Source organism: Marinobacter sp. NP-4(2019) (assembly GCF_003994855.1).
Classification (GTDB): domain Bacteria; phylum Pseudomonadota; class Gammaproteobacteria; order Pseudomonadales; family Oleiphilaceae; genus Marinobacter.
Genome location: NZ_CP034142.1, coordinates 3,525,504 through 3,539,797, shown reverse-complemented (window position 1 = coordinate 3,539,797; position 14,294 = coordinate 3,525,504). Strand labels below are relative to the sequence as shown.

At 58.9% G+C, this 14,294-nt stretch carries 12 protein-coding genes; 5 read left to right on the top strand and 7 right to left on the bottom strand.

The genetic code is table 11. The annotated features are described in order from the left end of the window. The first annotated feature begins 170 nt into the window (after positions 1–170). Complete coding sequence (locus EHN06_RS16155) at positions 171–659, top strand: DUF2505 domain-containing protein (protein ID WP_127333553.1); 489 nt, start codon at positions 171–173, stop codon at positions 657–659. A gap of 8 nt (positions 660–667) precedes the next feature. On the opposite strand, the gene EHN06_RS16150 is transcribed toward EHN06_RS16155, so the two are convergent. The 7 genes from EHN06_RS16150 to EHN06_RS16120 all read right to left on the bottom strand — a co-directional run bounded on the left by EHN06_RS16150 (position 668) and on the right by EHN06_RS16120 (position 8,242). After that, entirely contained in the window at positions 668–1,414 is a 747-nt protein-coding gene (locus EHN06_RS16150) for an amino acid ABC transporter ATP-binding protein (RefSeq protein ID WP_127333552.1), read from the bottom strand. Between the two features lie 13 nt (positions 1,415–1,427). After that, positions 1,428–2,099 carry an amino acid ABC transporter permease gene (locus EHN06_RS16145; RefSeq protein WP_127333551.1) on the bottom strand — a complete coding sequence of 224 codons (672 nt, stop codon included), beginning with the start codon at positions 2,097–2,099 and terminating at the stop codon, positions 1,428–1,430. A gap of 70 nt (positions 2,100–2,169) precedes the next feature. Then, the gene (locus tag EHN06_RS16140; protein ID WP_127333550.1) at positions 2,170–2,928 is read right to left on the bottom strand and encodes a transporter substrate-binding domain-containing protein; all 759 of its coding nucleotides are present in this window, start codon (positions 2,926–2,928) and stop codon (positions 2,170–2,172) included. A gap of 348 nt (positions 2,929–3,276) precedes the next feature. Continuing rightward, entirely contained in the window at positions 3,277–4,146 is an 870-nt protein-coding gene (metF, locus tag EHN06_RS16135; RefSeq protein WP_127333549.1) for a methylenetetrahydrofolate reductase [NAD(P)H], read from the bottom strand. Positions 4,147–4,158: 12 nt separating this feature from the next. Beyond that, positions 4,159–5,553 carry an adenosylhomocysteinase gene (gene ahcY, locus EHN06_RS16130; protein WP_127333548.1) on the bottom strand — a complete coding sequence of 465 codons (1,395 nt, stop codon included), beginning with the start codon at positions 5,551–5,553 and terminating at the stop codon, positions 4,159–4,161. Between the two features lie 348 nt (positions 5,554–5,901). Then, complete coding sequence (metK, locus tag EHN06_RS16125) at positions 5,902–7,092, bottom strand: methionine adenosyltransferase (protein WP_127333547.1); 1,191 nt, start codon at positions 7,090–7,092, stop codon at positions 5,902–5,904. 148 nt (positions 7,093–7,240) lie between these two features. Then, positions 7,241–8,242 (bottom strand): metalloregulator ArsR/SmtB family transcription factor, encoded by a 1,002-nt coding sequence (locus tag EHN06_RS16120; protein ID WP_127333546.1) that lies wholly within the window; start codon positions 8,240–8,242, stop codon positions 7,241–7,243. Between the two features lie 194 nt (positions 8,243–8,436). On the opposite strand from EHN06_RS16120, the gene tkt reads away from it, so the two are divergent. From tkt to fba, 4 genes are all read left to right on the top strand, one after another. Then, entirely contained in the window at positions 8,437–10,437 is a 2,001-nt protein-coding gene (gene tkt, locus EHN06_RS16115; RefSeq protein WP_127333545.1) for a transketolase, read from the top strand. Beyond that, positions 10,437–11,468 (top strand): type I glyceraldehyde-3-phosphate dehydrogenase, encoded by a 1,032-nt coding sequence (locus EHN06_RS16110; protein WP_127333544.1) that lies wholly within the window; start codon positions 10,437–10,439, stop codon positions 11,466–11,468. Before tkt ends, EHN06_RS16110 begins: the two co-directional genes overlap by 1 nt. A 215-nt stretch (positions 11,469–11,683) precedes the next feature. Continuing rightward, the gene (locus tag EHN06_RS16105; RefSeq protein WP_127333543.1) at positions 11,684–12,844 is read left to right on the top strand and encodes a phosphoglycerate kinase; all 1,161 of its coding nucleotides are present in this window, start codon (positions 11,684–11,686) and stop codon (positions 12,842–12,844) included. A 221-nt stretch (positions 12,845–13,065) separates the two neighbouring features. Continuing rightward, entirely contained in the window at positions 13,066–14,130 is a 1,065-nt protein-coding gene (gene fba / locus EHN06_RS16100) for a class II fructose-bisphosphate aldolase (protein WP_127333542.1), read from the top strand. The last annotated feature ends 164 nt before the right edge of the window (positions 14,131–14,294 follow it).

The following is a 14,294-nucleotide window of genomic DNA, read 5'->3' as shown; positions in this document are numbered from 1 at the left end:
GTTGGGTAGTTGATAAATCAAAAGGTTCACCATGATACTTGGCCGAAGTGAAGTCGGCTAGGGTGTGAACGGAATCACTCTGGCTACGCAGCCATCAGGACATGACCTGACGGCCAATGTTTGCAGGCACCTCCCCCGTAACAATCTCCTTATAATTTACGGAGGCCGTTATGGAACTGGAGCTGAAACACCCTTACGAGGCAGGCCTTGAGCATGTGCTGGGCGCCTTTTTCGACGAGAGCCGCATCATCGAGAAAAACCGCAAGCTGGGTTCCCGGAATGTGCGTGTTGTGGAGCTGAAACGCGACGATTTGTCGGCAAAACTTGTGATAGAGCGCGAAATGATGACGTCCGCAGAAGTGCCGGGCATCCTGGCCAGCTTTCACCGCGAGTGGAACCAGGTGCGCCAGGAGGAACACTGGTTCCGCAAGGACGATTCCGAGTGGCACTGTGAATTCCGGGTGCGCATTGAGAATGTGCCCGCGAAGATTCACGGCATCATGAAGCTGAGAGGATCGTCCGAGAGTTGCACCAACCACGTCAGCCTGAATGTGCGGTGCGATGTGCCCCTGCTGGGGAAAAAAGTGGCCAGCTTCCTGGCGGAAGACTCCCGCGTCAAAATTGAGCAGGAATACGAAGTTCTCCGCCAGTTGCTGTAACCCCGGTCCTAGTGCGCCAACACCCGGGACAGGAACGCCTGGGTTCGCTCGTTCTGCGGGTTGTCGAAGACATCGACGGGTTTGCCTTCCTCGACAATCTGGCCTTCGTGAATGTAAATGACCCGATCCGCCACTTCCCGGGCGAAGCCCATTTCATGGGTCACCACCATCATGGTCATGCCTTCTTTGGCCAGCTCGCGCATCACGTCCAGCACCTCGCCGATCATTTCGGGGTCGAGTGCTGACGTAGGCTCATCGAACAACATCAGTCGTGGCTCCATGGCCAGCGCCCGGGCGATGGCAACCCGCTGTTGCTGGCCACCGGACAGCTGGCTGGGGTACTTATCCGCCTGATTGCCGATACCCACGCGGTTAAGCAGGCGCTCGGCCGTCGCATTGGCGATTACCTGGGAGGCGCTTTTCACCTTCATCGGCGCCAGCATGATGTTTCTCCTCACTGTCAGGTGAGGAAACAGGTTGAACTGTTGGAACACCATGCCGACTTCCTTACGGATTTCCGACAGGGATTTCTGATTGCCACCTTTCGGCGCCAGCTCATTGCCATCGACTACGAGCTTTCCGGACTCGTACTCCTCCAGGCCATTCACGCAGCGAATCAACGTGGACTTGCCGGAGCCGCTGGCTCCGATAATGACGACAACCTCGCCGGCTTCCACAGTCAGATTGATGTTTTTCAGGACATGAAGTTTGCCAAAGTACTTGTTCATGTCCTTCATTTGCACAATTTGTGTCATGGGTACCTTTCCTTCAGACAGAAGCCAGCCCGCGACGCTCGAGGAGTCGTAGCAGTAGTGAGAGGGAGAGGGTGATCACCAGATAGAGGCAGGCCACCACAAAGTAGACCTCAAAGGCTGTAAAGGTGTTGGCAATATAAACCTGTCCCTGGCGGACCAGTTCACCGACACCGATGACTGAGAATAGGGAGGTATCCTTGATACTGACAATCCCCTGGTTGCCAAGCGGCGGGATCATGCGGCGGAAAGCCTGGGGCCAGATGATGGACCAGAATGTCTGGGTTCGGGAAAGACCCAATGACAGGCCTGCCTCGGTCTGGCCCTTGTCGATTGACTGAACGCCGCCCCTGACAACTTCCGAAATATAAGCGCCAGAGTTAAGCGCAATGGCGGCGATGCCGGCGGTCAGTGGATTAATCGGTCTGCCAATAAGGTCAGGCAGACCGTAGAAGATAAACAGCACCTGTACCAGGATGGGGGTGCCGCGGAATATTTCGATGTAGGCGGTTGCCGGCCAGCGCAGGAACCAATTTTTGTTAATGCTCAGCAGGCCGAAAATAATGCCCAGCACAAAGCCGATGGCCAGACCGCCAAACGATATCAGCAGAGTGTAGGGAACCCCTTTTAGCAGGTAGGGGATGGAGTTGATGGCCGCTTGCCAGTCAAACTGAAACTGGAATTCCACAGTGGTTGTCTCCGTTGGATGGGGAGTTACCTGCCGGAGCGCCAGGCGCCCCGGCTATGGTCCCAGAGGGTTACATGTCTTCCGGCATCGGGCCGAACCACTTCTCGTAGATTTCCTTGTAGGTACCGTCCTCTTTGATAGAAGCCAGTGCTTCGTTGACCTCGTCAAGCCATTCGCTGCCCTTCTTCAGGGCGATGCCATACTGCTGGCCTTCGTACAGCGGACCAACGGTTTTGACTTTGCCTTGGCCCTTGGTGCTGGCGAAATAACCGACGTTGGGCGCATCATAGAAAACCGCGTCCACCGCACGGGACATCAGTGCCATGTACATGTCGGAGCTGCCCGGGTAAGGGGTCACTCCATCGTTTTGATCCAGTGTCCTGGTCAGGTAGTCATAACTGGTGCTACCGATCTTGGTGCCGATTTTCTGGCCGTTCAGGTCTTCCATGGTTTTCACTGAATCGTTGTCTTCGCGCACCAGAATACGTAAACCGGAATCGTAGTACGGATCGGAGAAGTCAACGATCTGCTGGCGCTCTTCAGTAATCGTTATGCCTGCAATGGCAATGTCCACGTTGCCGGTTTGAAGGGCAGGAATGATGCCATTGAAATCCATGGTATTCAGATCAATCTCGAACCCGGCACGGTCAGCCACCTCACGGATGATTTCCATATCGAAACCGATCATTTCACCGGTTTCCTGATCCATCATCTCGAAGGGTACAAAGCTGGGATCGGTTACGACTTTCAGCGTTTCAGCGCTCACGGTCCCCGCGGCCACGGTCATCGCCAGTGTGGCGCCGAGGGTTTTCAGCCATTTCGTGCTCATGCTTTCTCCTTGTCTTCTTATGGAGCTCCGATTGCCCGGTAAGGCAAGCCAAAAGGCACGGTTGGTGACAGTGCCTTTCGGGGAGCGTTAGTGGAACTGCATCAAATACACTTTAGACCATGAACGGGAGAAATGCAGGAAATCAGGTGGTTAGAGGTTGCTCCCCCTCTCCCCGGCCCTCTCCCGCGAGGGGAGAGGGGGACGTTGCCGGCGCTTGGGGGGGGGTAAGCCTCCCCTGGCAAGAGAGGGAGGTGTTTGCTGGCTCTGTAGAGGGCTTGGCGGTGGAGTTATGTGTGTAAGCCCCTCTCCCCCCGCGGGAGAGGGGTTGGGGAGAGGGGGCAAAGGAAATCAGAAAGCAATTTTCTCCCGCTCACCAATCCCCAGGTTCTCCCAGATACGGATGCTGGGCTGAGCCTGGTTCAGGGTATAGAAATGCAACCCGGGCGCACCGGCCCGGAGCAGCTTTTCACACATCTTGGTCACCACTTCCTCGCCGAACTTGCGGATCGAATCGCTGTCGTCACCGTAGGCTTCGAGCTGTTTTCGGATCCAGCGGGGAATTTCCGCGCCACACATGTCGGAGAAGCGCACCAGGTTGGAGAAATTGACGATGGGCATGATGCCCGGCACCACCGGTATGGTAATGCCCATCTTCTCCAGGCGGTCAATGAAGTAGAAGTAGCTGTCCGCATTGAAAAAGTACTGGGTGATGGCGCTGTTGGCGCCGGCTTCCACCTTGCGGGCAAAGTTCTTCAGGTCTTCCTCGGCACTGCGGGCCTGGGGATGAAACTCCGGGTAGGCCGCCACTTCCAGGTTGAAGTGGTCGCCACTGTGCTCACGGATAAACTCCACCAGCTCGTTGGCGTAACGAAGCTCACCCGCGGCGCCCATGCCGGAAGGCATGTCACCCCGGAGGGCGACAATCCGGTTGATCCCGTTCTCTTTGTACAAATCCAGTAACTCGGCAATATCCTTGCGGGTGCCACCCACGCAGGACAGGTGCGGAGCCGTGGAAATGCCCTGCTTGTGCAGGTTCAGTACGGTTTCAATGGTGCGGTCCCTTGTGGAACCGCCGGCTCCAAAGGTGACCGAGAAGAAATCCGGGTTCTCCTCGGCGAGCTGGTTTCGCACGTTCTGCAGCTTTTCCTTGCCCTGGTCGGTCTTGGGCGGGAAAAATTCAAAGCTGAAACGGCGTTTGAACTGTTTCTGGGATTCCATCTTGATATCCGATCAGTACTTGTAGCTTTCCGGCTTGTACGGGCCCTCGACCGGTACACCGATGTATTTGGCCTGTTCCGGGGTCATTTTGGTGATCACGCCACCAAAACCTTCCACCATGGCGCGGGCGACTTCTTCGTCCAGCTGCTTGGGCAGTACCTGAACGTACACACCCTTGGCGCGGGCGTCTTCCGGCAGGTCGGCGAACTTGCGCTCGAACAGGTACATCTGCGCCAGCACCTGGTTGGCGAAAGAGCCATCCATGATCCGTGACGGGTGACCGGTGGCGTTGCCCAGGTTTACCAGGCGGCCTTCGGACAACAGGATCAGGTGGTCATTGACGGTCTTGTCGCGGTATACCACGTGTACCTGCGGTTTGACCTCGTCCCACTCCCAGTTCTTGCGCATGTAGGCAGTGTCGATTTCGTTGTCGAAGTGGCCGATGTTGCACACCACGGCGCCGCTCTTCAGAGCCTTGAGCATGTGCGCATCACACACGTTCATATTGCCGGTGGTGGTGACCAGCAGGTCGGTGTTGCCCAGCAGGTCCCGGTCAATGCCAGCCTCGGTACCGGTGTTGACGCCGTTAATGTACGGAGACACCACCTCGAAACCGTCCATGCAGGCCTGCATGGCGCAGATCGGGTCGGCCTCGGTGACTTTCACGATCATGCCTTCCTGGCGCAGGGAAGCGGCAGAGCCCTTGCCCACGTCGCCGTAGCCGATCACCAGTGCCTTCTTGCCGGCCAGCAGGTGGTCGGTGGCGCGCTTGATGGCGTCATTGAGGCTGTGACGGCAACCGTACTTGTTGTCGTTCTTGGACTTGGTGACGGCATCATTGACGTTGATGGCCGGCACTTTCAGAGTGCCTTCGCGCAGCATTTCCTGCAGGCGGTGAACGCCAGTAGTCGTTTCTTCGGTAACACCGTGGCAGTTGGCCAGGACTTCCGGGTACTTTTCATGGAGCAGGGCGGTGAGGTCGCCGCCGTCGTCCAGGATCATGTTGGGTTCCCAACCGTCCACCTCGGCGCCAACAGTGCGCTCAAGGCACCAGTCGTATTCTTCGTCGGTCTCGCCTTTCCACGCAAACACGGGAATACCCTGCGCCGCGATGGCGGCCGCGGCCTGGTCCTGGGTGGAGAAGATGTTGCACGATGACCAGCGCACGTTGGCGCCCAGCTCGACCAGCGTTTCGATCAATACGGCGGTCTGGATGGTCATGTGAATGCAGCCCATGATGTTGGCGCCTTTCAGCGGCTGCTCGGCTTTATACTTCTCGCGGAGCTTCATCAGCGCGGGCATTTCGCCTTCGGCAATCTTGATCTCTTTACGGCCCCAGTCGGCCAGGGAGATATCACGGACTTTGTAGTCGTTGAAACTGTTCAGTTGTTCTGCCGGAGTGCTCATGGTGTTCTCCTGTCAGCTCTTTTTAGCCTCGGGGTATGGGCCCTTGGCCTTTGAATTTGGTGGTTGGGCGGTGGGGGAAGGTCTTTTTTAAAAACTTCGCTTAAACTCGCTTTGCTCAGACAGGCGATGTTTTTAAAAAAGACCTTCCCCCACCACCTTCCGGACTTTCCGGATTTCTTTACTTGACCAGCCTTCGCCAACTGTTCAAAGCGGTGGTGAGGTACAGCCTTCGGGGACTATCTTCGGCCATGGATGGCCGAAGCTAAGCGCCCAGGGATGGCTTGAGCGTGTCCCCGAAGGCTGTACCTCAGCGCCGCCGCCCCCGAAAGTGACGGGCTGGATAACAACTCAGATACCGGCAGCGTCCTTAAGAAGCGCAGCACGGTCCGTCTTCTCCCATGGGAAGGCGGTGAACGTCTTGCCGCCAACGGTCATCTCATACGGCTCGCGACCAAAGTGGCCGTAGGCAGCCGTGGCCCGGTACATCGGGTGCAGCAGGTCGAGCATGTTGGTGATCGCGTACGGACGCAGGTCGAAGTTCTGACGGATCAGTTCGATGATCTTGTCGTCACCGATCTTGCCGGTGCCGAAGGTATTCACAGAGATGGATGTCGGTTGTGCCACGCCGATGGCGTAGGACACCTGGATCTCGCACTGGTCGGCCAGGCCGGCGGCGACGATGTTCTTGGCGACGTAACGGCCGGCGTAGGCGGCGGAACGGTCGACCTTGGACGGGTCTTTGCCAGAGAAGGCGCCGCCACCGTGGCGTGCCATGCCGCCGTAGGTGTCTACGATGATTTTACGACCGGTCAGGCCGCAGTCACCGACCGGGCCGCCAATCACGAACTTGCCGGTCGGGTTAATGTGGAACTGGGTGTCTTTATGCAACAGTTCCGCCGGCAGCGCGTGTTTGACGATCAGTTCCATCACCGCTTCTTTCAGGTCTTCCTGGGACACGTCTTCATCGTGCTGGGTGGACAGAACCACGGCGTCGATGCCGGAAACCTTGCCGTTTTCGTAGCGGCAGGTGACCTGGCTTTTCGCATCGGGGCGCAGCCATGGCAGCAGGCCGCTCTTGCGGGCTTCGGCCTGGCGCTGGACCAGTCGGTGCGAAAAGGTGATCGGCGCCGGCATCAGCACGTCGGTTTCGTTGCTGGCGTAGCCGAACATCAGGCCCTGGTCGCCGGCGCCCTGGTCTTCCGGCTTCTGGCGGTCAACGCCCTGGGCGATGTCGACGGACTGCTTGCCGATGATGTTAATCACGCCGCAGGTGTCGCCGTCGTAGCCTACGGTAGAGGAGGTGTAACCGATGTCTTTGATGACACCGCGCACCAGGTCTTCCAGGTCGACCCAGGCACTGGTAGTGATCTCACCGCCAACGATGGCGACACCAGTTTTGACCATGGTTTCGCAGGCAACACGGGCGTGGGGATCTTCAGTCAGGATGGCATCCAATACGGCGTCCGAGATCTGGTCGGCCAGTTTGTCCGGGTGGCCTTCAGAGACCGATTCGGAAGTAAAGATGCTGTAGTCAGACATAGCGTTTGCTCCTCTGTGAGCGTTTCAAATTCGTACCGGCAAGTGACTGTCGTGACACATTCCGGTTACCGGGTTTGTTGGTTTCTGTAAGGATACGTAAAACTACGTATCTGTATATCAAAATATGTTGATATTGCGTTTATCCGGTTCAGCCGGGGGTAGTGGTTTTCCAGAATTCGCGCACCTGTACCTGAAAGCCGTTGCGCAAGCCTATAAACAGTTGCTCGCCGGCGGTCAGCCCGGCGTCTGCTGCCCAGGTGGTCAGTTCCTCGGGCTCGAAACCCAGCCACAGGTCACCGCAGTTGTCCTTGGCCCAGTCCTGGTCGTGGCTGCACAGGTCACTGATCACAAAACAGCCTCCGCCATTCATCAGGGCGGCGGCGTCCAGGAATATATCGGCCGGGCTGGGAACGTGGTGCAGCACCATATTGGCGACCACCAGGTCAAACGCGTCACCCCGGGCCAGCAGGGTGTCGGTGACCCCCTCAATCAGGTCAACGTTGTTCAGCCGTTCATCTATACAGGTCCGCGTGGCCTTGGCCAGCATGTCGCGGCTGTTGTCCAGGGCCACCACGTGCTCGCAAAGCCTGGCCAGCGTTGGCAGAAATGCCCCTTCGCCAGGGCCGATTTCCAGAGCCGTCTGCCACGGGTGTTTACCTGCCCGCTTCTGGATCAGTTCAGCCACGGGCTCTGCGTACAGCTCGAAAGCGGCGATCAGTTCCTGTTGCTCGCGGAACTGTTCGGCGTGCCGCGAGAAAAAAGCCTGTGACTGGTTTGCCCGCTGGGTACGGATCGCTTCAATTTTTTCCTCCAGGTGCGAAGGCAGGGGAAACTGATCCACTGTCTCGAATACCTGGCGGATGGTCTGGTCCGTGAGTTTGTCGCTGTCCAGGCTCAGCGGGCGGCGATAGAAAATCGCGTTGCCTTCCCGCTGGGGCTCCAGCAGCCCGGCCTTGTGCATCACCTTTAAATGGTGGCTCATGCCGGATTGACGCATGCCGAACAGCTGGCTCAGTTCCAGTACGCCGAACGTATCACGGCGCAACACGCGCAGAATCTCCAGGCGCAACGGATCCCCGCTCGCTTTGTAGATCGGGGCCAGGGCGTCCACGGAGGACAGATCGGCGGCGTGTGTATTCATGGAAGTCATGGTTGGCAAGTTTAGGGGTGTTCGGTTGGTCAATCAATAGGCATATCAAAAAAAATTGATATAGATTTCAGGTTCGGTGATTTCGGTCGGTTTCGGCAATCCCGATTTGCCCCGGCACACACTAATCGGCGAAAATACGCGCCTTATTTTTGAACAGTCCGAATTCTGCCCTGTAAAACACTGGAGAAACGTCAATGCCGTCTCGTAAAGATCTCGCCAACGCCATTCGCGCGCTGAGCATGGATGCGGTTCAGAAAGCCAAGTCCGGCCACCCGGGTGCGCCCATGGGTATGGCGGATATCGCCGAGGTACTGTGGAATGATTACCTGAGCCACAACCCGGCCAACCCGCAATGGGCCAACCGCGACCGCTTCGTGCTGTCCAACGGTCACGGCTCCATGCTGCAGTATTCCCTGCTGCACTTGAGCGGGTACGACGTTTCCATTGACGACCTGAAGAACTTCCGTCAGCTGCACTCGAAAACCCCGGGTCACCCGGAATATGGATACACGCCGGGCGTTGAGACCACCACCGGTCCCCTGGGGCAGGGCTTCGCCAACTCCGTGGGTTTTGCCCTGGCGGAAAAGGCGCTGGCGGCTCAGTTCAACCGTCCCGGCCATGAGATCGTGGATCATTACACCTACACCTTCCTGGGCGATGGCTGCCTGATGGAAGGCATCTCCCACGAAGTGGCCTCCCTCGCCGGCACCCTGGGACTGGGCAAACTGATCTGCTTCTACGACGACAACGGCATTTCCATTGACGGTGAGGTGGAAGGCTGGTTCACCGATGACACCCCGAAGCGTTTCGAGGCCTACGGCTGGCAGGTGATCCCGGCGGTAGACGGTCACGATGCCGACGCCGTCCGTGCGGCTATTGAAGCTGCGCGCGCCAACGCTGATCAGCCCACGATGATCTGCTGCAAGACCATCATTGGCTTCGGCTCTCCCAACAAGCAGGGCAAGGAAGACTGCCACGGCGCGCCATTGGGTGATGACGAAATCGCGCTGACCCGCGAGCAACTGGGCTGGGCACACGGCTCGTTCGAAGTGCCGTCAGAAATTTATGCCCAGTGGAACGCCAAAGAGAAGGGCGCTGCCGCCCAGCAGGCATGGGAAGACAAGTTCGCCGCCTACGAAAAGGCCGAGCCGGAACTGGCGGCTGAATTCAAGCGCCGCATGGCCGGCGACCTGCCGGTTGATTTTGCCGAGAAGGCCCAGGCGTACATCCAGGAGTGTCAGGACAAGGGCGAAACCGTCGCCAGCCGCAAGGCTTCCCAGAACACCCTGAATGCCTACGGTCCGCTGCTGCCGGAACTGCTGGGTGGCTCCGCCGACCTGGCTGGCTCCAACCTCACCATCTGGGGCGGTTCCAAGGGCGTGACCAAAGAAGACGCCAGCGGTAACTACATCTATTACGGTGTGCGTGAGTTCGGTATGGCTGCCATCATGAACGGCATCGCCCTGCACGGCGGTTACGTCCCCTACGGCGCCACCTTCCTGATTTTCATGGAATACTGCCGTAACGCCGTGCGCATGGCGGCGCTGATGAAGCAGCGTTCGATCTTCGTGTTCACCCACGACTCCATCGGCCTCGGTGAAGACGGCCCCACGCACCAGCCCATCGAACAGCTGGCCAGCCTGCGCACCACGCCGAACATGAGCACCTGGCGTCCGGCTGACACCGTGGAATCGGCGGTGGCCTGGAAAGCGGCCCTCGAGCGCAAAGACGGCCCGACTGCCATGGTCTTCTCCCGTCAGGGACTGCCCCACCAGGACCGTGATGCCCAGCAGCTGGCGGATGTCGCCAAGGGTGGCTACATCCTGTCCGACAGCGAAGGCACACCGGACCTGATCCTGATCGCCACCGGCTCCGAAGTAGCCCTGGCCCAGGACACGGCTGCCAAACTGCGGGAACAGGGCAAGCAGGTTCGTGTGGTCTCCATGCCATCTACCGACGTGTTCGATGCCCAGAGCGCCGAGTACAAGCAGCAGGTACTGCCGCTGGAAGTCACCAACCGCATTGCCATCGAAGCCGCTATTGCCGATTACTGGTACAAGTACGTGGGCCTCGACGGCCGCGTGGTTGGCATGACCACCTTCGGTGAGTCGGCCCCGGCCGGCGAGCTGTTCAAGGAATTCGGCTTTACCGTCGACAACATCCTGGAAGTGGCTGCGGAACTGCTGGACGCCTGATGAGCAACGCAAAGCCTTTTCGCATCGCGATCAATGGATATGGCCGGATAGGCCAGTGCGTGTTGCGCGCGCTGTATGAAAATGGCTATCGCGATCACCTCCAGGTGGTCGCGATCAACGAGTTGTCCGACATTGACACCATCGCCCACCTGACCCGATACGATTCCACCCATGGTCGCTTCCAGGGTGAAATCGCGGTGGAAGGTGACAACCTGGTGGTGAACGGCGACGCCATCCGCGTCCTGCGACACCCGGACCCGGCAGACCTGCCTTGGCGTTTGCTGGATGTGGATCTGGTGCTGGAGTGCTCCGGCGCCTATTCCGACCGGGCCACCGCGGAAAAGCATGTCAGTGCTGGTGCCCAGCGCCTGCTGTTCTCCCAACCGGGGGAACCGGATGTGGACCGGACCGTGGTTTTTGGAATCAATGAAGGCGAACTGACCAACGAAGACGTCATCGTCGCGGCCGCCTCATGCACCACCAACTGCCTGGTGCCGGTCATCAAGGTACTGGACGATGCGTTGGGCGTGGAGCAGGGCAGCACGACCACCATCCACGCCGCGATGAACGACCAGCCGGTGATCGACGCCTATCATCACCAGGACCTGCGTCGTACCCGCAGTGCGCTGCATAACATCGTGCCGGTAGACACCGGACTGGCCAGGGGCATCGAACGGTTGTTGCCCCATATGGAAGGCAGATTCAGCTCCGTTGCCATGCGGGTACCGACCATGAACGTATCCGCGATCGACATGGTGGTGAACGTCCGCAAGCCAACCACGATCAACGCCGTGAACGACTTGCTGGCAAATGCTGCGAAAGGACCGCTAAAAAACATCCTCGGCTACACCGACGAACTGCTGGCCAGCTCCGATTTCAACCACGACGCCCATTCCGGCGTGGTGGATGGCGGCCAGACCCGGGTGACCGGAGGAACCATGGTGAAAGTGCTGTGCTGGTTCGATAACGAATGGGGCTTCGCCAACCGAATGCTGGATGTCAGCAGGATATGGCTGGGACGGGTGGGGTGATTTCGCCCCCCTCTCCCTGGCCCTCTCCCGCGAGGGGAGAGGGGATGAATGACTGGGGAATTGTGTAAGCCTTTCTCCCGTGAGGGGAGAGGGGATGGATGACCGAGAACTTTGTGTAAGCCCCTCTCCCCTGGTGGGAGAGGGGTTGGGGAGAGGGGGAAAGTTCCCCACTCCAAAACTATTTGCCGACAACCTGAAACAAGGGAACTCCGACAATGGCCATCAAAAAAATGACCGACCTGGACCTCGCCGGCAAGCGGGTCCTGATCCGCGAAGACCTCAACGTGCCGGTAAAAGACGGCCAGGTCTCCAGCGATGCCCGCATCCGCGCGTCACTGCCCACCATCAAGGCCGCCAAAGACGCCGGTGCCAAGGTCATGCTGATGTCACACCTGAGTCGCCCGGAAGAAGGCGTATACGACGAAGCCTCCTCCATGAAGCCCGTCGCCGACTACCTGAGCAAAGTACTGGGCCAGGAAGTACGCCTGATCAAAGACTACCTGGATGGCGTTGAAGTCGCCGATGGCGAAGTCGTCCTGTTCGAAAACGTCCGCTTCAACAAAGGCGAAAAGAAAGACAACGAAGACCTGGCGAAACAGTACGCCGCCCTGTGCGATGTCTACGTCATGGACGCCTTCGGCACAGCCCACCGCGCCCAAGCCTCCACCCACGGTGTCGCCAAATTCGCCCCCGAAGCCTGCGCCGGCCCGCTGCTGGCCGCTGAGCTGGACGCCCTCGGCAAAGCCCTCGACAACCCGGCCAAACCGGTCGTTGCCATCGTCGGCGGCTCCAAAGTCTCCACCAAACTGGACGTCCTCAACGCCCTGGAAAAAGTCTGCGACCAGATCATCGTCGGCGGCGGCATCGCCAACACCTTCCTGGCCGCTGCCGGTCACCCGGTCGGCAAATCCCTGTGTGAGCACGACCTGATCGACACCGCCAAAGAAATCGCCTCCCGCGTGGAAATTCCGCTGCCGGTAGACGTGGTTGTGGCCAGCGAATTCGCCGAAACCGCCACCGCCACCACCAAAAACATCGCCGACGTCACCGACAACGACATGATCCTCGACGTCGGCCCCGAAACCGCCGGCAAGTTCGCCGACGTACTGAAAAACGCCAAGACCATCCTCTGGAACGGCCCGGTCGGCGTCTTCGAATTCGACCAGTTCGGCAACGGCACCAAAGCACTGGCTCAGGCCATCGCCGAAAGCGACGCCTTCTCCCTGGCCGGCGGTGGTGATACCGTGGCGGCCGTTGACAAGTACGGTGTGGCTGACAAAATCTCCTACATCTCCACCGGCGGCGGCGCGTTCCTCGAATTCGTGGAAGGCAAAACCCTGCCGGCAGTAGCCGTACTGGAAGAACGCGGCGAATAAGCTTTTTTACTTTACAGTTAGACACTAAGAACGAAGCCAGAATCGCAAGGATGGAGGGGGAACTGGGTTCGCGGAATTTCGAAGGCCAAGGATGGCCTGAGAGAAGCGCACATGGATGTGCTCGTAGCGGTTCCGCGAACCCAGTTCCCCCTCCATCCGTAGCAGACTCCCAAGTCTGAAATAGATTTCAACTACCAAACGTCCAACGAAGGAGACGACCCATGGCCCTGATTTCGATGCGGCAAATGCTGGATCACGCCGCCGAGCATGGTTACGGTGTGCCAGCCTTTAACGTCAACAACCTGGAACAGATGCGCGCCATCATGGAAGCCGCCGACAAAACCGACTCCCCGGTGATTGTCCAGGCCTCCGCCGGTGCCCGCAAATACGCTGGCGCCCCCTTCCTGCGCCACCTGATCCTCGCGGCCATCGAAGAATTCCCCCACATCCCGGTCGTCATGCACCAGGACCACGGCACCAGCCCGGCCGTATGCCAGCGCTCCATCCAGCTTGGCTTCAGCTCCGTCATGATGGACGGCTCCCTGGGTGAAGATGGCAAAACCCCGACCGACTACGAATACAACGTCGACGTCACCCGCCGCACCGTCGAAATGGCCCATGCCTGTGGCGTCTCCGTAGAAGGCGAGCTGGGCTGCCTCGGCTCCCTGGAAACCGGCCAGGCCGGTGAAGAAGACGGCATCGGCGCCGAAGGCACCCTGGACCACAGCCAGATGCTGACCGACCCGGAAGAAGCCGCCGACTTCGTCAAGAAAACCCACGTGGACGCACTGGCCATTGCTATCGGCACCAGCCACGGCGCCTACAAGTTCACCCGTCCGCCGACCGGTGACATCCTGGCCATCGACCAGATCAAAGCCATCCACGCCCGCATCCCGGACACCCACCTGGTCATGCACGGCTCCAGCTCCGTGCCCCAGGACTGGCTGGAAATCATCAACCAGTACGGTGGCGCGATCCCGGAAACCTACGGTGTACCGGTTGAGGAAATCGTCGAGGGTATCAAGCACGGTGTGCGCAAGGTCAACATCGATACCGACCTGCGCCTGGCCAGCACCGGCGCGGTCCGCCGCTTCCTGGCCGAAAACCCGGCCGAGTTCGACCCGCGGAAATTCCTCAAGGAAACCATGAAGGCCATGACCGAGGTGTGCATCGCACGCTACGAGGCCTTCGGTTGTGCCGGTAACGCCAGCAAGATCAAACCGATCAACCTCGAGCGCATGTTCGAGCGTTATGCGGCTGGTGAGCTTGACCCGAAGGTTAAGTGATCTTTGGAGTTCGCTATCTCCGTAGCCTTGATAGTTGCGGAGTTTAATTGGGGCGGAGGCCCTGTTCAAAACACGCCCACAAGTACGTCCATGTAGGGCTTGGCTGTGGCCATCCGTGGCCACAGACAGTTTTGAACAGGGCCTCCGCCCCAATTTCGTCCTAC

Excerpts from the sequence above, each read along its gene's own strand:
- EHN06_RS16150 (WP_127333552.1), bottom strand. The coding sequence starts at position 1,414 with ATGACACAAATTGTGCAAATGAAGGACATGAACAAGTACTTTGGCAAA.
- fba (WP_127333542.1), top strand. The coding sequence starts at position 13,066 with ATGGCCCTGATTTCGATGCGGCAAATGCTGGATCACGCCGCCGAGCAT.
- EHN06_RS16155 (WP_127333553.1), top strand. The coding sequence starts at position 171 with ATGGAACTGGAGCTGAAACACCCTTACGAGGCAGGCCTTGAGCATGTG.
- tkt (WP_127333545.1), top strand. The coding sequence starts at position 8,437 with ATGCCGTCTCGTAAAGATCTCGCCAACGCCATTCGCGCGCTGAGCATG.
- ahcY (WP_127333548.1), bottom strand. The coding sequence starts at position 5,553 with ATGAGCACTCCGGCAGAACAACTGAACAGTTTCAACGACTACAAAGTC.
- EHN06_RS16120 (WP_127333546.1), bottom strand. The coding sequence starts at position 8,242 with ATGACTTCCATGAATACACACGCCGCCGATCTGTCCTCCGTGGACGCC.
- EHN06_RS16140 (WP_127333550.1), bottom strand. The coding sequence starts at position 2,928 with ATGAGCACGAAATGGCTGAAAACCCTCGGCGCCACACTGGCGATGACC.
- EHN06_RS16110 (WP_127333544.1), top strand. The coding sequence starts at position 10,437 with ATGAGCAACGCAAAGCCTTTTCGCATCGCGATCAATGGATATGGCCGG.
- metF (WP_127333549.1), bottom strand. The coding sequence starts at position 4,146 with ATGGAATCCCAGAAACAGTTCAAACGCCGTTTCAGCTTTGAATTTTTC.
- EHN06_RS16105 (WP_127333543.1), top strand. The coding sequence starts at position 11,684 with ATGGCCATCAAAAAAATGACCGACCTGGACCTCGCCGGCAAGCGGGTC.
- metK (WP_127333547.1), bottom strand. The coding sequence starts at position 7,092 with ATGTCTGACTACAGCATCTTTACTTCCGAATCGGTCTCTGAAGGCCAC.